This is a genomic window from Variovorax sp. 05L425 (genome assembly GCF_056397705.1).
In genome coordinates, this window is record NZ_JBFTNY010000015.1 from 209,360 (window position 1) to 229,878 (window position 20,519).

General features: G+C 65.5%; 14 protein-coding genes. 9 read left to right on the forward strand and 5 right to left on the reverse strand.

The window, feature by feature from the left end:
• Positions 1-251: 251 nt before the first annotated feature.
• The 4 genes from AC1DN9_RS18535 to AC1DN9_RS18550 form a co-directional block, all read right to left on the reverse strand.
• Positions 252-854, reverse strand: a complete 603-nt coding sequence (locus tag AC1DN9_RS18535; RefSeq protein ID WP_478102719.1) for an ORF6N domain-containing protein — start codon at positions 852-854, stop codon at positions 252-254.
• Between the two features lie 204 nt (positions 855-1,058).
• Entirely contained in the window at positions 1,059-2,504 is a 1,446-nt protein-coding gene (locus AC1DN9_RS18540; RefSeq protein WP_478102720.1) for an efflux transporter outer membrane subunit, read from the reverse strand.
• Positions 2,485-5,685 (reverse strand): multidrug efflux RND transporter permease subunit, encoded by a 3,201-nt coding sequence (locus AC1DN9_RS18545; RefSeq protein WP_478102722.1) that lies wholly within the window; start codon positions 5,683-5,685, stop codon positions 2,485-2,487. Before AC1DN9_RS18545 ends, AC1DN9_RS18540 begins: the two co-directional genes overlap by 20 nt.
• Entirely contained in the window at positions 5,682-6,788 is a 1,107-nt protein-coding gene (locus AC1DN9_RS18550; RefSeq protein WP_478102724.1) for an efflux RND transporter periplasmic adaptor subunit, read from the reverse strand. Before AC1DN9_RS18550 ends, AC1DN9_RS18545 begins: the two co-directional genes overlap by 4 nt.
• 267 nt (positions 6,789-7,055) lie before the next feature.
• On the opposite strand from AC1DN9_RS18550, the gene AC1DN9_RS18555 reads away from it, so the two are divergent.
• From AC1DN9_RS18555 to AC1DN9_RS18585, 7 genes are all read left to right on the forward strand, one after another.
• Positions 7,056-9,587 carry a hypothetical protein gene (locus tag AC1DN9_RS18555; RefSeq protein WP_478102726.1) on the forward strand — a complete coding sequence of 844 codons (2,532 nt, stop codon included), beginning with the start codon at positions 7,056-7,058 and terminating at the stop codon, positions 9,585-9,587.
• 20 nt (positions 9,588-9,607) lie between these two features.
• Positions 9,608-11,479 carry a GMC family oxidoreductase gene (locus AC1DN9_RS18560; RefSeq protein ID WP_478102728.1) on the forward strand — a complete coding sequence of 624 codons (1,872 nt, stop codon included), beginning with the start codon at positions 9,608-9,610 and terminating at the stop codon, positions 11,477-11,479.
• Between the two features lie 62 nt (positions 11,480-11,541).
• Positions 11,542-11,973 carry a hypothetical protein gene (locus tag AC1DN9_RS18565; RefSeq protein WP_478102730.1) on the forward strand — a complete coding sequence of 144 codons (432 nt, stop codon included), beginning with the start codon at positions 11,542-11,544 and terminating at the stop codon, positions 11,971-11,973.
• 4 nt (positions 11,974-11,977) lie between these two features.
• Positions 11,978-13,273 (forward strand): hypothetical protein, encoded by a 1,296-nt coding sequence (locus tag AC1DN9_RS18570; RefSeq protein WP_478102732.1) that lies wholly within the window; start codon positions 11,978-11,980, stop codon positions 13,271-13,273.
• 61 nt (positions 13,274-13,334) lie between these two features.
• Positions 13,335-14,828, forward strand: a complete 1,494-nt coding sequence (locus tag AC1DN9_RS18575) for a Dyp-type peroxidase (protein ID WP_478102734.1) — start codon at positions 13,335-13,337, stop codon at positions 14,826-14,828.
• Complete coding sequence (locus tag AC1DN9_RS18580) at positions 14,825-16,051, forward strand: catalase family protein (RefSeq protein ID WP_478102736.1); 1,227 nt, start codon at positions 14,825-14,827, stop codon at positions 16,049-16,051. Before AC1DN9_RS18575 ends, AC1DN9_RS18580 begins: the two co-directional genes overlap by 4 nt.
• 42 nt (positions 16,052-16,093) lie before the next feature.
• Positions 16,094-16,426: a hypothetical protein gene (locus tag AC1DN9_RS18585; RefSeq protein ID WP_478102737.1), complete on the forward strand. Its 333-nt coding sequence runs from the start codon at positions 16,094-16,096 to the stop codon at positions 16,424-16,426.
• 31 nt (positions 16,427-16,457) lie between these two features.
• On the opposite strand, the gene AC1DN9_RS18590 is transcribed toward AC1DN9_RS18585, so the two are convergent.
• Positions 16,458-16,691, reverse strand: a complete 234-nt coding sequence (locus tag AC1DN9_RS18590; protein WP_478102739.1) for a hypothetical protein — start codon at positions 16,689-16,691, stop codon at positions 16,458-16,460.
• A 271-nt stretch (positions 16,692-16,962) separates the two neighbouring features.
• On the opposite strand from AC1DN9_RS18590, the gene AC1DN9_RS18595 reads away from it, so the two are divergent.
• Positions 16,963-18,480 carry a wax ester/triacylglycerol synthase domain-containing protein gene (locus AC1DN9_RS18595; protein WP_478102741.1) on the forward strand — a complete coding sequence of 506 codons (1,518 nt, stop codon included), beginning with the start codon at positions 16,963-16,965 and terminating at the stop codon, positions 18,478-18,480.
• A gap of 45 nt (positions 18,481-18,525) precedes the next feature.
• Positions 18,526-20,508, forward strand: coding sequence for an alkyl/aryl-sulfatase (locus AC1DN9_RS18600; protein ID WP_478102743.1), 1,983 nt, complete (start codon positions 18,526-18,528; stop codon positions 20,506-20,508).
• Positions 20,509-20,519: the final 11 nt, after the last annotated feature.

Consider the following 20,519-nt stretch of genomic DNA (forward strand, 5'->3'; position numbering starts at 1 on the left):
CGACGAGTTGGACTACCGGGAAGCCCTTGCGAGAACCGGCCGGGCTTGCGCCCGCACGTCGAGCCGCCAAAAATGGTGGCACGAAGAGCAAAGCCGCAGGTCCTGCGGATGACTGCGGCTTTCGTCGCAGAGCTTTGGCGGGAGTCCAATCCCGATCACATCTTTTTTTGACGTGACCGGCGCAGTATAGCCACGCGGTCCGCCGCAGCAGTGATCCTTCGCATTAGCGCGCATGGCCTGGTGTTGACCGGCTACTTCTTGCCGCGCGCTTTCGACCCCTTCTTGTCCTCGGGCGTCACGAACCCGATAGGCCGCTTGGGCGGATCGGGCTGCGCGGTGAGTTCGCGCAGCGCATCGAACACCTGACGCAACTGATTGCGCGTGTTGCGACTGAACGTGTCGTGCTGGGTTGCCAGAAAGTCCGTCTTCTCTTCCAGTTCAGCCAGCCGCTTGGCCAGGTCGTGGTGAATGCTGGAGGCCTCGCGCAGCCGCACGAAGGCGCGCACCACGTAGGTTGACACTTCCACCGCGCGCGAACTGTTCAAGACCATCGCGGCCATGATCGCGCCGTGCTCGGTGAAGGCATAGGGCAGATATTTTCGGTGCTGGCCGCGGCCTGCCTTTAAGGTCGCAAATTGCGACCTTAAAGCCTCCCACTCCTCAGCCGAGAGCTGAAACATGAAGTCGGCCGGAAACCGCGCCGCATTGCGTTTGACCGCTTCATTGAAGCGTTTGGTCGGCACCTCGTAGAGCGCGGCCAAGTCGGCGTCCAGAATCACCCGCTGACCACGCAGCGAAGCGATGCTGAGGGAAATGCTCTCCACCGCTGGCGCGGCGGCAACCGGCGTGCTCATCGAGCCGTGCGCGCGATGCGCTTGGTCGTGGTCTGGCGCGCCGGCGCGTCGGTCTTGGCTGGTATTGCTGCTGTGGACGCCCGCGCGTCTTGAAGCTCGATGAACATGAGGGGGTGAATGCGTCGTTGAGGATGTTGCGTTGGGTAGTCTATTCGGGTTGCACGCTCACCTTTGGGTCCTGAGGGGGTCATCGCGGATCGGCACCTAAGGCCCTGCAGTCGGCCGCGGCGCAACCTCATCAAGCCCACCCCCTAACGCCACATACAACGACACCCCGTTCTGCAGCGCCGTCGCCCGCAGTTGAATCAACTGCTGCTCCGCCGAAAACTGATTGCGCTTGGCGTCCATCACCTCAAGATAAATCGCAATCCCGTTCTGATACCGAAGCTCGGCGGTCTCGGCCAGCCGCCGCTGCGATTCGACGGTGAGTTCCTGCGCAACGATCTGCTCCTGATAGCGCTTGCGCCCCACAAGCGCATCCGCAACTTCGGTGAACGCCGTCTGCACCGTCCGCTGATAGGTCGCCACAAGCTCATCCCGCCGTCCCTGCGCCTGGTCCAGTTGCGCCCGACGCTGCCCGGCATCGAAGATCGGCAGCGTGACGAGGCCGCCGATCGACCAGACCTGGTTGCCGCTGTGAATGAGGTCGCCAAGCTCGGTCGACGCGTAGCCGAAGTTCCCGGTCAGCGCGATGCGCGGAAAGTAGGCGGCGCGTGCCGCGCCGATGTCGGCATTGGTGGCGCGCAATTGCTGCTCGGCCTGCAAAACATCCGGTCGATTGACGAGCAGGGCGGAGGGCAGTCCAGCATCGAGTTCGCCGAACTGGCCGGGATCGCCGATGGCGCGCGTTTCCGGCAGTGGCCCGGCCATCGGCCCGCCGACCAGAATCGACAGCCGGTTGCGCAACTGCTCGGTCGAACGGTGCAACTCCGCAAGCTGCGTTTGCGCCTGCCTGACGAGGATGGACGCCTGGTCGTAGTCCACCAACGACGTGACTCCCGCTTCGAGCCGCAGCTTCGCGATCTCCAGCCCGTACTGCCGGGTCGCCAGCGTCCGCTCGGCCAGATCGACGCCTTCCTGGCCGGCGCGCATGGCGTAGTAGGTCGCGGCCACGTTGGCGATCAAGGACAAGCGGAACGCGCGATCGGCCTCCACGGTCGCCAGATATCGTCGGCGCGCCGCCTCGCTGAGATTGCTCACGCGCCCCCAGAAATCCAGCTCGAACGCGGTCAGTGCGGCCTGCACGTTGTACTGGTTGTAAGTGATCGACGTGTCGGTCGCAGCCAGCGCCGGATCGAACGACGCGAGCGGGGCCTGGTTGCGCGAGGCGGCTCCGCTGGCGTTCACCTGCGGCAGGCGCTGGGCGTCCTGGATCCTGTAGAGCGCACGCGCCTGCTCGACGCGGGCGACCGATGCGGCGAGGTCCCGGTTGTTGGCCAGCGCCTGGGCGATCAGGTACTTGAGTTGGGGATCGCCGAAGAAACTCTGCCAGGCGATTTCCGTGGCCAGCCGCTGGCCACCGGCGCTGTCGTCCGACGCAAAGCGGTCGGCCACCGGCAGTTCGGGCTGCTGATAGAGCGGCGCCTGATTGCAAGCGGCGAGGGTGAGGCACGCGGCCAGAAGTACCGGGCTACGCATCGTTGGCCGCATCCTTGCGTGGTTCTTCCAGCTCTTTCTGATCTTCTTCTTCGCTGTAGGTCTTCTTGCGGCTCAGCCACTGGCGTGCCGCCGCATAGAACAACGGCGTGAAGAAGACGCCGAAGATCGTCGCGGTCAGCATGCTGCCCATCACGCCGGTGCCCACCGCCTGCCGGCTCGCGGCACCTGCACCGGTGGCAAGCACCAGCGGCAGCATGCCGAGCACGAAGGTGAGGCTGGTCATCAGGATCGGACGCAGGCGCTGCTGCGCGCCGTTCTTCGCGGCAGTGATGGCGTCGCGGCCTTCGCTCTCGTCCTTGATCGCGAATTCGACGATCAGGATCGCGTTCTTCGCCGCCAGCCCGATGATGGTGATCAGCCCGACGTTGAAATACACGTCGGCCGACATCCCGCGCGCCATCGTCAGCAGCACCGCGCCGATCACACCGAACGGAATGATCAGCAGCACCGCCACCGGAATGGCCCAGCTCTCGTACAGCGCGGCAAGAAGCAGGAACACGATGACCAGCGAAAGGCCGAGCAGCATGCCGATCTGACCCGCGGCCTGCTTTTCCTCGAAGGCCGTGCCGGTCCACTCGTAGGCCATGCTGCCGGTCAGCACTTGGCCCGCGATGCGTTCCATCTCGGCGAGTGCCGCCCCGCTCGATTGGCCTGGGGCGGCCTGGCCCGACAGCGTGGCCGACGGAAAGCCGTTGTAGCGCTCGAGCTGCTGGGGCCCCGACATCCAGCGCACGCGCGTGAATGCGGAAAACGGAACCATGTCGCCCTGGTTGTTGCGCAGCCTGAGCGCGCCCACGTCTTCCGGCCGCATGCGCTGCGACGCATCGGCCTGCAGGAAGACGCGCAGCACGTTGCCTTCGTAGACGAAGTCGTTCGCATAGCTGGAGCCGAAGGTCAGCGACAGCATCTGGTTGACCTGCCCGATCTGCAGGCCCAGGGCGCGCGCCTTGATGCGGTCGATCTCGACGTAGAGCTGCGGCGCGTCCGGCAGACCATCGGGGCGCACGCCGGCGAGGATGGGGCTGCGGGCCGCCTCGGCCATGATCTGCCGGCTGGCCCGCTGCAAGGCCTCGCCGCCCACGCCACTGCGGTCCAGCACCTTCATCGTGAAGCCGGTGGCATTGCCAAGGGATGCAATGGCCGGCGGGCTGAGCGCAAAGATGAGCGCTTGCGGAATGTGCGCGAAGGCTCCGTTGGCGCGCCGGACCAGCGTCTCGGCGGAATTCTCAACGCCCGGGCGCTCCGACCACGGCGTCAGATCGACGAAGGAGAGGGCGGCCGACTGACCCTGCCCGAAGAAACTGAAGCCGGACACCGACGCGATATTCCGCACCTGGGGTTGCTGCCTCAGGAAAGCTTCTGCCTGATCCACCGCCTCCTGCGTGCGCTCCATCGTGGAGCCGGGCGCGCCCGTGTACGAGACGAAGATGTGGCCCTGGTCCTCGGTCGGCAGAAAGCCGCCCGGCAGCCGCATGAAGAAATAGGCGGTGGCCACGCAGGCCACGACGAACACGAGCAGCCAGCGCACCGGCCGGCCCAGCATCGCGCCGACGCCGCGCGTGTACTTCGCCGTGGTCTTGTCCATCCCGCTGTTGAATCGGGTGAATACCCAGTGCAGCGCACGGGCGGCGGCGCCACGCGGTGCGGGTTTGCCCCCTTCGCCTGTCGTCGCATCGTTCTTGAGCATCGTCGCGCACAAGGCCGCGCCCAGCGTGAGCGCGAGCACCGTCGACAGGAAGATCGACACGGTCAAGGTCACCGAGAACTGCCGGTAGATGCCGCCCGTCGATCCCGGGAAGAAGGCCATCGGAACGAACACCGCCATCAGCACCAGCGTGCTGGCGATCACGGCGCCGGAGATCTGGCCGATCGCCTTGACGGTGGCCTGCCGTGGATTGAGGCCGTCTTCGCGCATGACGCGCTCGACGTTCTCGACGACCACGATCGCATCGTCGTTCAGGATGCCGATCGCCACGACCATCGCGAACAGCGACAGCAGGTTGATGGTGATGCCGAACAACAGGAGCCCGAGACAGGTCCCCACCAGCGCGATGGGGACGATCAGTGTCGGGATCAGCGTCGCGCGCCAGTTCTGCAGGAAGAGAAAGACCACCACCGTGACCAGCAGCAAGGCCTCGACCATCGTGCGCACCACGCCCTGCACCGAGGTGGTGATGAAAGGCGTCGTGTCGAAGGGCACGATCCACTGCATGCCGGGCGGAAAGGTCCGCTGCAGTTCCGTCAGTCGCGCACGCACGGCGCTGGCGACGGCGAGCGCATTCGCGCCGCTCGCCAGTTGGATGGCCATGCCGGCGGACTGCTTGCCGTTGACCGCGAAACGGAAGCCGTAGCTGTCGTTGCCCAGTTCCACGCGCGCGAGGTCGCCGAGGCGCACCGTCGACCCGTCGGGGTTCGCGCGCACGATGATCTGGCGGAACTGCTCGGGCGTGGAGAAACGGCCCTGCAGGATGATCCGGGCATTGAACTCGGCAGTGTCGGTGACAGGCTGATCGCCGAGACCGCCGCCGGCGGTCTGGCTGTTCTGCTCCTGCACGGCCGTCAGCACTTCGCTGGCCGAGAGGCCGAAGCCGGCGAGCTTGTCGCGGTCCAGCCAGATGCGCATCGCATAGGACGAGCCGAAGAGCTGCACATCGCCCACGCCCGGAATGCGGCGCAACTCGTTCACGATGTTGTTGGACGCGAAGTTGCCCATCTCCAGGGCATTCGTCGTGGGGTCGCTCGACTGCAGCGCCACCAGCATCAGGAAGCCCGACGATGACTTCGTGACCGTCACGCCCATCTGCCGCACTTCCAGCGGCAGACGGGGTTCGACACGGCTCAGGCGGTCCTGCAATTGCGTGCGCGCGACGTCGAGATCCGTGCCCGGCCTGAGCGTGACGGTGATCTGCGCCGTGCCGTTCGAGCGGCTGATCGCGGACATGTACAGGAAGTTCTCGATCCCGTTCATCTCGTTCTCGATGATCGAGGTGACGGTGCGGTCGAGCGTTTGCGCGTCGGCGCCATTGAAGACGGCCGAGACGTTCAATGCCGGCGGCGCGACGTCCGGGAACTGCTCGACCGGGAGCAGAAGGATCGCGATGAACCCGAAGAGGGCAGTGAACAGCGCAATCACCCAGGCAAAGACCGGGCGATAGACGAAGAAGCGATTCATCGCGCGGGCTCGACGTCAGGCGCGGGCTGCGCGTTGACCCTCTGGCCCGGCTGGATCTTGTGCCACCCGTCGACCACGACCCGTTCACCCGCCTTGAGGCCGTCGCGAACGATCCATCCACCTTCGAGCTGCGGGCCGAGGACCACCGGGCGCCGGATGACGCTGCCGTCTTCGGCGACCACGGTGACGCTCGCGCCGGCGCCGTCGAGCTGGATGGCGCGCTCGGGCACGGTGATGCCCATTCGGGTCATGCCGGCGGCGATCCGTCCGCGCACGAACTGTCCGGGCAGCAGGATGCGTTTGGGGTTGGGGAACCGCGCGCGAATCGTCTGGCTGCCCGTGGAAGGGTCGACCGCGAGATCCGTGAAGTCGAGGAATCCGCGCTCGCCATATTCCTGCCTGTTGGCGAGGATCAGGCGCACCTCGATGTGCGCCATGTCAGGCACCTTGACCAGGCCGGAGCGGATCTGCTGCTCGAAATCGAGCACCTCCGTGTTCGACTGCGAGAAGGTGGCCGAGATCGGCGAGAGCTGGTTGATCTGCGTCATCAGCGTGGCTGCGCTGGCGCTGACCAATGCGCCTTCAGTGACGAGTGCACGCCCGACCCTGCCTGCGATCGGGGCCCGCACCGTGCTGCGATCGACCTTCAATTGCGCGCGCGTGACTTCGGCGCTCGCATCCGACACGTTCGCCTCCGCTTGGCGGAGCGTGGCCAACGCGGCGTCGAATTCCTGTGCGCTCACGGCTTGGCGGCTCACCAGCGGCTGGAAGCGGTTGACGATGGATGCCGCATTGACCCGAGCGGCCTCGGCCCGCTTCAATGCGGCCTGGGCCTGTTGCAGCAGCGCGCGGGTGTCGCGGGGATCGATCTGGAACAACGGCGCGCCGGCCTCGACGTCCCTGCCTTCCTCGAAGAGCATGCGCTCCACGATGCCGTCGACGCGGGCGCGCACCTCGGCGGTGCGGACGGGCTCGATTCGCCCTGGCAACTCGACGATGTTCGGCACGGGCGAGGCGGTGACGGTGACGACCAGCACCGTCGGAAGCATCGGGCTCGGCGCGGCGGATTCCTGTCGATTGCCGCATCCGGCGATCGCGAGCATCAGCGAAAGCAAGAACCAGACGGCTGTCCTGGGTGCGCGGCTTCCCGGTGAGCTGTAAGGCAATTGCAACCTTCTGAGTCCTCTGGTCGATGGATTCGTGCGGACATCCTAGCGAAGTTTGGTGTCCCAGTCTCCCGCGTCGGCGCGTTCCCGATCGGCTTGACATCCGCTGGACGCCTACTCCCTTCGCGTTAGCGCGCATGGCCGATAGCCAAGCAGCGGAGCCCCCACCAAACTGAGCCTCACGTCGACGCAGGAGGTATCGCGATGATCCGAGCTTGCTCGCGCGCGGCAGCGCTGTGGCCGTTGCTCGCTTGCGCCGTGCTGGTGGCCTGCTCCAAGGGACCGCAGCCCGGCGAGGTTCTCGACGAGGCCCGACTCGCCGGCAGGGACGCGAAGTCGTTCCCTCATGCCGCCGAGGACTACTTCCACGACATGGACGGCGGCATCGCGTTGACGCCGGAAGAGATCAAGGGACGCAACATGTGGCTGGTCTGGAGCGGCGGGAACGACCGCTTCTGGACCCAGATGACCGACTACACCTTCGGCGCCTTCGACCTGCTGAAGATCATCAGCTCGCATCCGAGCCAGGGCTATTCGCGCGCCAACCGCTGGACGTACTTCGGGCTGGTGAACGAACCCTGCTTCGAAAACGCCGCCGGCCCCGACAAGGCCCGGCGCGGCCTGTGGCTCGATGTTCGCAGCAAGGACTGCGCGCCGGATCCTTTCGAGAATGAAAGCAAGTACCCGGGCGTGGCGATCGGCTCACGCGGCAAGCCGCTCGGCGACGGCACCACGCAGCCCGTCGGTTCGTACTACGGGTGGGCGACCGGCATCGCCGGTCTGCGCCTGTTTCCCAATCCGGCCTTCGACGAGAAGGCGGCCAAGGAATGGGACGCGGAGAAGTACTACACGGACCCGAGCTACTACAACCGCAAGGACCTGGTGCGACCGTATCGCGTCGGCATGTCGTGCGGCTTCTGCCATCTGGGGCCGAGCCCGGTGAAGCCGCCTGCCGATCCGAGCAACCCGAAGTTCGAGAACCTGAGCTCGTCGGTGGGCGCGCAGTACATGTGGGTGGACCGCCTCTTCATCCACAACTCGAACAAGCCGGAGGGACGCACGAACTACATGTTCCAGCTCGCCCATACCTACCGGCCGGGGACGATGGACACTTCGCTGGTGTCGACCGACAGCATCAACAACCCGCGCACCATGAACGCGGTCTACGCGTTCATGCCCCGCATGGGCCTCGCCAGCCGGCTCGGCCAGGAGAAGCTCGCCGGCGGCGAACTCGACAACAAGCAGTTCAACGATTTCGTGACCGAGGGGCCGTTGACGGAGTTCTTCTCCAAGGCCAATGGCACGGTTCGCACGCCACGGGTGCTCAAGGACGGCGCGGATTCGGTGGGCCTGCTGGGTGCGCTCAATCGGGTGTATCTGAACATCGGGCTTTTCAGCGAGGAATGGCTGCTTCACTTCAATCCGGTGGTCGGCGGCAAGACCATCACGCCGATCAAGATCGCCTCGGCGCAGAAGAATTCGACCTACTGGCAGGCGACCGAAGCGGGCACCTTCGATACGGCGTTGTTCTTCCTGAAGGCGGCGCGGCCCGATCACCTGAAGGACGCACCGGGCGGCGACAAGTACCTCACCGCCGATGCCGCCACGCTGGACCGCGGCAAGATCGCCTTTGCCGACACCTGCGCGCGCTGCCATTCGAGCAAGGGGCCGCCGCCACCGGCCTCGCTCGACCTGACGCCTGCGCGCTGCGCCGGGCCGGGCTACGTCGAATGCTTCAAGCGCTACTGGGGATGGACGCAGACGGACGACTACAAGGCGCAGATGCGCAAGATCGTCCAGGCGCCGGACTTCCTGGAAGGCAACTACCTGTCCAGCGACCAGCGCGTTCCGGTGACGCTGCTCCGGACCAACGCATGCAGCCCGCTCGCCACCAACGCGCTGCAGGGCAACATCTGGGACAACTTCTCCTCGCAGACCTACAAGAGCCTGCCGTCGGTGGGCACCATCACCGTGAGCGACCCGTTCACCGGCGAGCCCAAACCCTATGCCATGCCGGCGGGCGGGCGCGGCTTCACGCGCGTGCCTTCGCTGATCAGCATCTGGTCGACGGCGCCTTTCCTGCTCAACAACACGGTGGGCGAAGCCGATGCCGAGAACAACCCATCCGTCGAGGCTCGAATGAAAGTCTTCGACGAAGCCATCGAACAGATGCTGTGGCCGGAGAAGCGCAAGACCGATTCGGTGCTCGGCGCCAAGGTGCTCGGCACCATCGACCGCACCACGGAACGCAGCACCGTGACGATCCCGAGCGGTTTCGTTCCCGAGTCGCTGCAGCCCATGGAAGGCTCGCTGCATCGGTGGCTGCCGTGGCTTTTCAAGGAAGGGGGCGACATCGTCCTCGGCCCCATTCCGCAGGGCGTGCCGGTGAACCTGCTCGCGAACCTCAAGCTGCGCGCGGAGGCCGACAGCATCGGCGAGAAGGCGGAGCATGTGAAGGACGTCGGCGAGCTTCTCGTCACGCTCAAGCAGACACTGTCGACCGCGCCTGCCGGCGCGAGCGATGAAGACCTCCGCATGCATTTCGCCGCCGTCAAGGGGCCGATGCTCGAATTGAGCAAGTGCCCCGACTTCGTGGTCAACCGCGGCCACTATTTCGGCACCGCGCAATTCAACCGCCAGGACGGCTTGAGCGTCGACGAGAAAGCCTTCGGCCATGAGCCGGAACTGAGCGACGATGACAAGCGCGCGCTGATCGCCTTCCTGAAGACCTTCTGATCGCAACGTCCACCGCGTCCATGACCGGAGCCGAAGCGAACGACTGGGACTATGTCATCGTCGGGTCGGGTGCGGGTGGCGGCACGCTGGCGGCGCGTCTGGCCGAGGCCGGCATGCGTGTCTTCCTCATCGAGGCCGGCGGGGATCCGCGCAACGGAAACGAGCGGCTCCCGGACGACTACGACGTGCCGGCCTTTCACGCATTCGCCAGCGAGAACCCGGCGATGAGCTGGAACTTTCACGTCCGTCACTACGCGGACGATGCACGGCAGGCCAAGGACTGGAAATACGCGCCGGGGCAGGGTGTCCTGTATCCGCGCGCGGCGGGCCTGGGGGGCTGCACCTCGCACAACGCGATGATTTTCATGCTGCCGCACCCGTCGGACTGGAACCACATCGCACAGCTCACGGGCGACCTGTCCTGGCGCGCAACGGCCATGCGACGCTTTGCCTGGCGCGTCGAGGACTGCCGGCATCGGCCGGTGTGGCGTGCGTTGCGGCACCTGGGGCTCGACCCCACCGGGCACGGCTGGCAGGGGTGGTTGCGCACCGAGAAGGCCATTCCGATGACGGTGCTGGGCGACGACGGCCTGGTGCGCGTGCTGCGCGACACTGCGCGGACCTTCACCAGCGGCCTGCCGATGCCGCTGCTGAGTACGCTCCGCTGGCTGCGCGGCGGCATGGGCGACCCGAACGCGCGGCGCCTGAGCGGCGGCAGCTTCGAAGGCATCTGCTACACGCCGCTCGCGACGTCGGACCATCGACGCATGGGCGTGCGTGAACGGCTGCTCGACGTGGCGCGTCGGCTTCCCGACCGCTTGCACCTGGAGGCCGGTGCGCTGGCCACGCGGGTGCTGTTCGATGCCGACGGTGGCGCCAGCGGCGTGGAATTCCTGAAGGGCGAAAGGCTGTATCGCGCTCACGTCAGCCCGAGCGAGATGGCCGGTGAGCGCCGAGAGGTGAGGGCGCATCGCGAAGTCATCCTGTGTGGCGGCGCCTTCAACACGCCGCAACTGCTGATGCTCTCGGGCATCGGTCCTGCGGCGGAACTCTCCGCGCACGGCATTCCCGTGCGCGTCGACCTGCCCGGCGTGGGTCGCAACCTGCAGGACCGCTACGAGGTCGCCGTCACGCACCGCATGCGCGAGTCCTGGGAAGTGCTGGAGGGTGCTCGCTTCGACCGGGACGACACCCTGTGGCGCCACTGGAACCAGGGGGAGTCGGGCATGTATGCGTCCAACGGCGCCGCGCTCGGCGTGGTGCAGCGGTCCAAGGGTGCTTCGGGCCGGAGGCATGAGCCGGATCTCTTCTGCATGGCGCTGCTGGCGCGATTCGAAGGCTATTTCAGCGGCTTCTCCAGTTGGATTCGCGACCATCCCGACCGCCTGACCTGGGCCGTGCTGAAGGCGCACACACAGAACCGTGCGGGCACGGTGCGCCTTCGGTCGGCCGATCCGCGCGACATGCCGCTTGTCGACTTCCACTACTTCGAAGAGGGCGACGACAAGGCCGGCGAAGACCTCAAGGCCGTGGTGGAGGCGATCCGCTTCGTGCGCCGCATGACGGCGCCTCTGATCGAGAGCGGATGGATCGCGGAAGAACTCGCCCCTGGCCCCGACGTGCAGAGCGAAGAAGCCTTGGCCGACTACGTGCGCGACACCGCCTGGGGACACCATGCCTCGTGCTCATGCCCGATCGGCGCGGAGAGCGAAGGCGGCGTTCTCGACAGCGCGTTCGCGGTGCACGGCGTGAAGCGGCTGCGCGTCGTCGATGCTTCCGTGTTCCCACGCATACCGGGCTTCTTCGTCGTCGCGGCGGTCTACATGATTGCCGAGAAGGCAGCCGATGTGGTGCTGCAGGCAGCGGGCCGCACACCCCTTTCGGCAAATTGACGCCCCCTGTCGATTGGCTGACACTGTGGCGGACAGAGGGGCTTCCTCAGAGGAGAACGCGCATGGCTTATGACGCTCAGCAACTGCTCGACATGTCGCAGCAGCAACTCGACGACTTGTTTCGAGCCAGCCCGGCCGGCGACATCCCTTCCGGCGAAGCCGAGGGCACGGCGATCATCGCGCCCGGCACGCAGTATTCGCTGCCGATTGCGAAGATCATCAATTTCTTCAATTGGCAGGGCAAGGTGTTCGACCCCGAGAAGGGCGAACTCAAGAACAAGATCACGACCTTGGGCGTGGAAGCCATCATCGCCAAGGTCGCCAAGGGCAATAGCTGGCTCGACGGCAAGGAGTGCATCGTGCTCGACTACTCCCAGACGTCGCTGGTCGCGCACTGGATCCGCGACGAGATACGGCTGATCTCGCCGAACTTCTATCTCGGCAAGGTGTATTGGGGCAAGGACAGGTTGATCGACTTCTGTCTCAAGTTCTGATGCGGTGACTCCACAATCCCACTTCATGGTGGTCGCGGCGCTGGCGGCGGGCCGAGAGTCCGACTTGCGGGAATTGCTGGACACCATGAATGCGGCGCCCGGCATGGCGGATCCCGGGAATCCGCTCGTGCCATTCGGCGAGTTCGAACAATTGCACTTCGCACGCTTTGCGCTGCTCAGCGACGCGACGATGGCGGACCTCGAAGTCTTCGGCCTGCCGCGGCCTCGCGTGCCGCAGTACCTGGTCTTTCTGGGCGAATGCGACGGTCCGGCAGAGGCGCAACTGGCCGAGTTCGCGGATCTCGCGGGCCCGGGCTTGCGCCGCATCTTCTCGCACTGTGAAGGTTTCGATGCCGGACGCGACTTGCTCCGGTGGCTCACGACGCATGACGTGCCCGTGGCTGCCGGCTACGTGAACCGCATCGGCCGCACCGTGCAGCAAATCCGGCAGAACAGTGCGCTGCAAGGCGCGTTGTCCGCGCAAGTGCCGCGCGACGGCAGTGCCGACGACGACCCGCAAGGCACGCGGCAAGCGCTGTTGGCCTTCGTGCAGGAGGAGCAGTTGGCCGGCCGCCTCCTGCTGAATTCGAGCGAGCGGACGCCCTTCGACTGGCAACTGCGCAATTGGATTCACGCCATCGGCATTCCGCTGATCGGGCTCATCCTGCTGCCGCTCGTGATCGTGTTGTCGCCGTTCGTCATCGTGCTGCTGCGTCGCGCAGAGAAAACCGACCCCGAGTTCTGCCCACGCCCCGACAGGGCCGCGGTGTTGGAGATGCAGCAGCTCGAAGACCACGATCTCACCAACAGCTTCACGGCCCTTGGGCCAGTCAAGCCGGGTTGGTTCCGGCGTTGGCTGACACAGCTTCTGCTTCTCTTGATCGACTACGCGTGCCGGCACGTCTTCGGGCGAGGCCACCTGGCGCGCGTGCAGACGATCCATTTCGCGCGCTGGGTGTTCCTCGACGGCAAGACCCGCGTGCTCTTCGCGAGCAACTACGACGGCAGCCACGAGAGCTACATGGACGACTTCATCAACAAGGCGGCGTGGGGTCTCAACCTGATCTTCAGCAACGGCTTCGGCTGGCCGCGCACCGACTGGCTCGTGATGGGCGGCGCGCGTCACGAGCTTCGCTTCAAGTACTACCAGCGCCGCCACCAGTTGCCGACGCAGGTCTGGTACAAGGCCTACCCCGGTCTCACACTCACCGATCTCGACCGCAACCAGCGCATCCGGGACGGATTCGAGATGGCGACGATGAACGTCGCACAGGCGCGTGAATGGTTGAGGCTGCTATGAGCGCCGCGCCGGGCCGCCCCAAGCAAGCTCGCACCGCAGAGCGAAGCACGGAGGTTGTCCTATGACCATCGCACCACCAGTGGACTACGACGACATCCAGGGCCTGGTGCGCTTTGGCTACCGGCGCCTGACGCAGGCGTACTTCCTGCTGCTGCGCGTGACGAACGCTGAGGTAGCGCGCGCCTGGCTGGCCAATGCGCCCGTGACCAGCGCGACGAAGCGCGAGCAGCCGCCGGAGACGGCGTTGCAGATCGCATTCACCAGCGCAGGCCTGCGTGCGCTGGGCGTGGCCGAAGACATCATCGAAGGCTTCTCGTCGGAGTTCATCGTGGGCATGAACAGCGATTCGAGCCGCGCGCGCCGCCTTGGTGATCTGGGCGCGAGCGATCCGGCACACTGGCAATGGGGCGGCACGCCGGACACGATGCCGCACGTCATGGTGATGCTCTATGCCGCGCCGGGCGGCCTGGACGAATGGGGACAAAGCGCCATGGCGGGGGCCGAGGAGGGCTTCGAGCAGTTGGCCTGCCTCGACACCTCCGACATGGACGGCGTCGAGCCCTTCGGCTTTGCGGACGGTATCTCCGAACCCACCATCGACTGGCAACGCGAGCGTGCGGCGCGCGACCTCGAGCGCCAGGATTACACCAATCTCTCCTGTCTCGGCGAGTTCCTGCTCGGCTATCCGAACGAATACGGTGAATACACAGACCGGCCCTTGCTCGACGCGCAACGCGATCCTGACGCGCTTCTCGCGCTCGCCGAGGATGCGCCGGACATGGCGGATCTCGGCCGCAACGGCAGCTACCTCGTGCTTCGCCAGTTGGAGCAGGACGTCGCCGGCTTCTGGCGCTTCATGGACAGCGAGGTGCAGGGCGACCCGGTGCGACGCAAGCAACTGGCCGAAGCGATGGTCGGGCGAACGATGGAAGGCGAGCCGCTGATGGGCCGTCCCGACGAGGCGATCGACGGCGAGAGCGATCCGCGCAACACATTCACCTACCGCGACGACGCCGCAGGCCTGCGCTGTCCGATCGGCGCCCACATCCGGCGCAGCAATCCGCGCAATACCGACCTTCCGCCGGGCGAGCCGGGATTCATCTCGTGGGCGATGCGCACGCTCGGCTTCGACGCCGAGGCCCTGGCCGAGGACCTTGTGTCGTCGACGCGCTTCCACCGGCTGCTGCGGCGCGGCCGCGAGTATGGCACCGGCGTGTCGCTGGACGATGCCCTCGCGGGCCGCGATGCGAGCGAAGGCACGGGCCTGCACTTCATCTGCCTCGGCGCCAACATCGCGCGGCAGTTCGAATTCGTGCAGTCGGCGTGGTTGTCGGGCGTTCGATTCGACGGCCTGGCCAACGAGAGCGATCCGCTCATCGGCAACCATCTCCCGCGACCCGACGGCACGGCCACGGACACCTTCTCGATACCCGTCGATTCCGGTCCGGCCCGTCGCGTGTGCGGGCTGCCGCGGTTCGTGACCGTGCGGGGTGGTGCCTATTTCTTCCTGCCGGGACTTCGCGCGCTGCGGTACATCTCCAGGGTGGAACCATGAACTCGAACGTCAGCCGTCCGACGCCCCGTGCCAATACCGGCTCCGCCTTGCGCGACTTCGTCAGCGATGCGGGCATGGCAATGATTCGCCTGGAGCGCCGCTTCGATCCCTTCTTGAGGCCGGCTTTCGATGCCTTCCTGCGCGATCCGCTGGCCCGCTTCGCCACCGCGTTGATCAACGGCCGACGGACGGACGAAGGCCTGCAGATTGCGGAAGAACGGCTCCTGCCCGACGAAGAGAGCTTCACCGATTCGATCGTCAAGAGCTTCACCCGGCAGATGACCGACCTGTGGAAACCCGGCGGCTTCGAGCGCGGCGGCAACACCAAGACGCAGGGCATCGTGCGCGGCGAGTTCATCGTGCACGACGATATCCCGGCACACATGAAGCGCGGCATCTACGCCAAGGCGCAGACCTTTCCCGCATGGGTGCGCTTCTCGGGGCCGGGCCCCTACATCACGCCCGACATCGACGACGTGGGGTTCATGAGCATCAGCATCAAGCTCATGGGCGTGCCCGGACCGAAGCTGATGGATGACGAGCAGTTCACGCTGGACATGTTCGCCGTCTCGACGCCCACTTTCGTGACGCCCAATGCAAAGTGCAATGCGGCCTTGCAGATCGAAAGCGTCAAGAACGCACAGATCTTCTACTTCGTGAACCTGCGCGAGTCGCACATCCTCGACCTGGTCATGCAGTCGCTTTTCATCAAGACGCAGAGCAGTCCCTTCGAGGCGCCGTACTTCAGCTGCGTTCCCTACCTGATGGGGGAGGGCCAGGCGATGCAGTATTCGGTGTGGCCGAAGAGCACGAAACGCACGCCCATCCCGCGGCTTCCGCTGCGTCCGCCGGACGACTATCTGCGCAACGCCATGGTGGCGTCGCTCGCCGAAGGCGATGTCGAACTCGACATCCGCGTGCAGATGCAGACCGACCCGCATCTCATGCCGATCGAGAACGCCGGCGTGCTGTGGCCCGAGAAGCTGTCTCCGCGCGTCAGCGTCGCGACACTGAGGCTGCCGCGCCAGAAATTCAACTCACCGGCGCAGATGGAATTCGCCAAGCGGCTGTCCTACAACCCGTGGCATACCATTCCCGACCATCGCCCGCTGGGCAACCAGAGCAGGGCGCGCAAGCGGATGTACTGGGCGCTGTCGACGCTGCGGCACAACATGAACGCGGTGCCGCACTACGAGCCGAACGGGGACGAGGTGTTTGAGTAGCGTGTCACGTCGCCGTCAGCGTCAACCGCCATACTTGGCAGCGTGACATCTCCTCTTGCCAAGATCGCAGTGGCTTCCGCCTTGCTGGCCATGCTCGGTGGCTGCGCGGGCCTCAGCTTCGAGGACCGGGCAGAGGGTTGGCGCAGTGGCGTCGTGGTGGACCTGGGACAAGCCGGGAAACTGGCGCCGAAGGCCGACCACGACTGCGCCGTCGGCGCCGCGCCGAACGCACCCTACCTGGTGGTGCGCTATCGGGACCACGGCGTTCAGACCTGGTCGCTCGGCACTTCCGAAATTCCCCTGAATGCCGACTTCCGTGACGGCGAGCCGGTGGAGGTCAACATCCAGAATTGCGGCGTCCGGCGGCCTTCGTGACAGCGGCCCCGATCGCGGCGCTGCCGCGTCGCTACAACGCCTTGAGCCGAAGCAGACCGTCATCGGTCTGAAATGTGTCGTTGCCGGTCTTGACGACGCTTCGGCCCGTCGCAAGGCGGTACTCGGTCGTCACTTCGCGTGGAATGTCCGCGTCTTCGTCAGGGTTCGCTTCGAGGGTTTCGGTATAGCGCAGCACGACGTGCCGCTTGCCCACCTGATCGGTGACCTCGATGCGCTCGGTAGGGATTTTTCTCCTGTGAGGCATTGCTTCCTTCCCAAGGTTGAGCGGTTCCACTGTGGCGCAGGTCGATGACTGCATGCTTACGGCAATGCAAGCTGCAGAGCCGGGTAGTACGTGGCAGCACCTACTGGCCTAGGTGCGCGCACGGGTTCCTATCAAGTGCGCACCGCTATTTTTTGCGCGCCGATGGGCGGCTAGTCTTCAGGTTGCCCGCAATGCCGGAGCGGCGCATGACCCTGCCAACCAGTCGTGCCGTTGCAAGGCGCATCGGAGCGACGAGAGACAGGAGACAGCGATGCCCGCACTTTCGGCGATTGACCTGGCCATGTTCCTGCTGGAGACGCCTGCCCGCCCGTTCAACATCGGGCCTCTGGTGCTCTTGCGTCCGCCGGAGGGCTTCAAGGGAAACTTTGCCGACAAGCTGCACGCCAAACTGCTGAAGCGGCCGCCCGGTGCGCCCTTCAATTACCGCTACAAGCAGTCCCTGGCCCGCCTGCCTTCGGTCGAGCCGATGACCGACCCTGACATCCGGGAGCATGTGCACCGGCTGACGCTGGACAACGCAACGATGGACGCGCTGCTGAAGGAGGTCTGCGCGTTGCACGAGAAGAAGCTCGATCGTTCCGGCCTCCTCTGGCAGTTCCATGTCATCGACGGGCTGGCCGATGGCCGCGTGGCGCTGTACGGCAAGGCGCACCACGGCATCATCGACGGACGCACGTTCGTCAAGGCGGTGACGCTGTGGCTCACCGACGACCCGAAAGACAAGGTCGTGCGCGCCCTGTGGGACGGCGTGCCGCGATCCAGCGCTGCAGCCAAGGAGCGTACCGACATGGTGCAGCAGCTCATGAGCGCAAGCAGCCAGGTCACCGGCGTGTTGTTCTCGGCGGCCGGCCTGTACGGCATGCTCGCCCAGCAAGGGCTGCGTTCGTTGAGCCTCGGCAAGGAGCTGGCGCTGCCATTCATGAAGGTGTCCACGGCCTTCGATGGTGCGCTGTCGTCCAAGCGCAGCTATGCCTATTGCACCCTGCCGCTGCCCGAGATGAAGAGCCTGGGAAAGGCGCACGGCGCCACCATCAACGACCTGCTGCTGACAGCGCTCGACATGGCCATGCAGCAGTACCTGCGCAAGCGCGGTGGCACGCACAAGGAGCCGCTGGTGGCAGACATGCCGGTGGCACTGGCCGACGCCAAGGGCGGCAACCAGATCGCGGTGCTGCAGTTTCCGCTGGGAAAGGTCGGCGCTTCGGTGGCCGAGCGACTGGCCGCGATCCGCGCCGAGACCGGCCAATTGAAGGAATCGCTGAAGACACTCAGCAGCGACACCGTGATGCTCTACACCACCATCGTGCATGCCGTGCCGCTGCTGATGGAAATGGTCGCTGCCCAGGCCGCGCCGCGCCTGTCGAACCTGATGGTGTCGAATCCCTTCGGCTTGACTGGCCAGCCATACCTGATGGGCGCCGCCGTGGAACTCATCCTGCCGGTATCGGTGGTGGCCGCCGGGCACAAGCTCAATGTCACCGCGGTCACGCTGGGCGAGCGGCTGCAACTCGGCTTCCTCGCCATGCCGGATGCGGTGCCCCACATCGAAGAACTGGCGCGCTTCACCGAACAAGCCTTCGTGGAGTTGCAGGCCGCGTTGGGCGCGGGCTCGCCGGTCGCCGAACCAGCCCCTGCGCCGCCGAAGAAATCGTCCAGGGCCCCGGTCAAGGCAACTCCCAGGGCGCCGCGCAAGACCGCCGTGAAGACGACGGCGGCGCGAAAACGAGCGACACCGGTCAAGCGCGGCACGCGTCCGGCATCTGCCTGAGCACCTTGCTTCACCCGACCCCTATCCATATCAGGAGAAGGAACAATGAAAAAGCCACTTGTCTCTGCCACGGTGTACGCCGCCGTCGCAGTGCTGGCCAGCGCAGTGGCCCTTGCCCAGCCATCGAGCACGGCGGTTCCGGTTTCAAAGCCCGCCACTGCCACCACCGAGCGCGCCAACGAAGCCGTGCGCAAAGCGATGGCGATGAACGACAAGCAAGACTTCGAAGACGCCACCCGCGGCAAGCTGGCCGAACTGAAGGACCCGGTGGTCAAGGCCCCGGACGGCCGGCTGGTGTGGAACACCCAGCGCTACGACTTCGTCAAGGGCGATGCACCCGCGACGGTCAACCCCAGCCTGTGGCGCGAGCAGAAGCTCAACACCGCGCAGGGCCTGTTCAAGGTGGCCGACGGCATCTACCAGATCCGCGGCTACGACATGGCCAACATAACGCTCGTCGAAGGCGCCAGCGGCTGGATCGTCATCGACACGCTGTTTACCGAGGACATGGCCCGGGCCGGCATGAAGCTGGCCGTGGAGTACCTGCACAGCACCAAGCCGGTGGTTGCAGTGATCTACACCCACAGCCATGTCGACCACTTTGGTGGCGTGCGCGGCGTGATCGACGAGGCCGACGTGCGGTCGGGCAAGGTCAAGGTCATCGCGCCCGAAGGCTTCATGGACAACGCCGTGGCCGAGAACGTGCTTGCCGGCAATGCCATGTCGCGCCGCGCCAACTACATGTATGGCGTTGCGCTGCCGGCCAACGACAGGGGATCGGTGGGCACTGGCCTGGGGCTGGCGGTGAGCAACGGGGCGCCGGGCCTGGTCCCGCCGACACAGGTCATCAAGAAGACCGGCGAGGAGATGACCATCGACGGCGTGCGCATCCAGTTCCAGATGGCACAGGGCTCGGAAGCACCGTCGGAAATGATGATCTATTTCCCCGACAAGAAGGCGCTGTGCCTGTCCGAGGTCGCCGTCAAGCTGATGCACAACATCTACACCATTCGTGGCGCCAAGGTGCGTGACGCGCTCTCATGGAGCAAGTACATCAACGAGACGCTGGACCTGTACCCCGACGTCGAAGTGGCCTTCGCGAGCCACCATTGGCCGACCTGGGGCAACCAGAACATCCGCAAGTTCCTGACGAACCAGCGCGACACCTACCGCTTCCTGCACGACCGCGCGCTCCACCTGGCAAACCAGGGCATGGTGATGGACGAACTCGGCAACGAACCCTTCTTCCCCAAGGAACTCGCCAAGGATGCCAGCTCGCACGGCTACTACGGCACGCTCAGCCACAACCTGCGCGCGGTCTACGACTTCTACCTGGGCTTCTACGATGCGAACCCGGCGACGCTGAATCGCCTCCCGCCGGCCGATGCCGCCAAGCGCTACGTGGCTACGATGGGTGGTGAGGCCGCGGTCCTCGCGATCGGGAAGAAAGCCTTCGACCAAGGCGATTACCGCTGGGTCGCAGAGCTGGTGAACCATGTAGTCTTCGCCAACCCGGCAAATACCGAGGCGCGCGCGCTACAGGCCGATGCGCTGGAGCAGTTGGGCTACCAGGCCGAATCCGCCACCTGGCGCAATGCCTACCTGATGGGCGCTCTGGAACTGCGCGCCGGCGCACGTGCCGTAGACGCCAGTTCAAGTGGGCCGGACACCGTGCGCGGCATGACCAACGAGCTGTTGTTCGATTACATCGCCCTGCGCCTGAACCATGAGAAGACCGACGGCATGAAAGCCGCGATCAGCATGGTGTTCAGCGACACGAACGAAGTCTGGGCACTGGAGCTGTCGAATTCCGTCCTGAACAACACCAAGGGGCGCGTGCTGAAGAACCCCGATGTCACGTTGACGCTGACGCGCCCCGCATTCCTGGCCATGCTGCTGCAAGGCAAGAAGGTGCCCGAGTTGGTGCAGGCCGGTCTGCTCAAGGTCGAGGGCGACCCGAAGAGCTTCGCCGCGGTGGTGGCGAACGTGGTCGACTTCAATCCCGTCTTCAACATCGTCACGCCCTGAGAGCCCTGAGA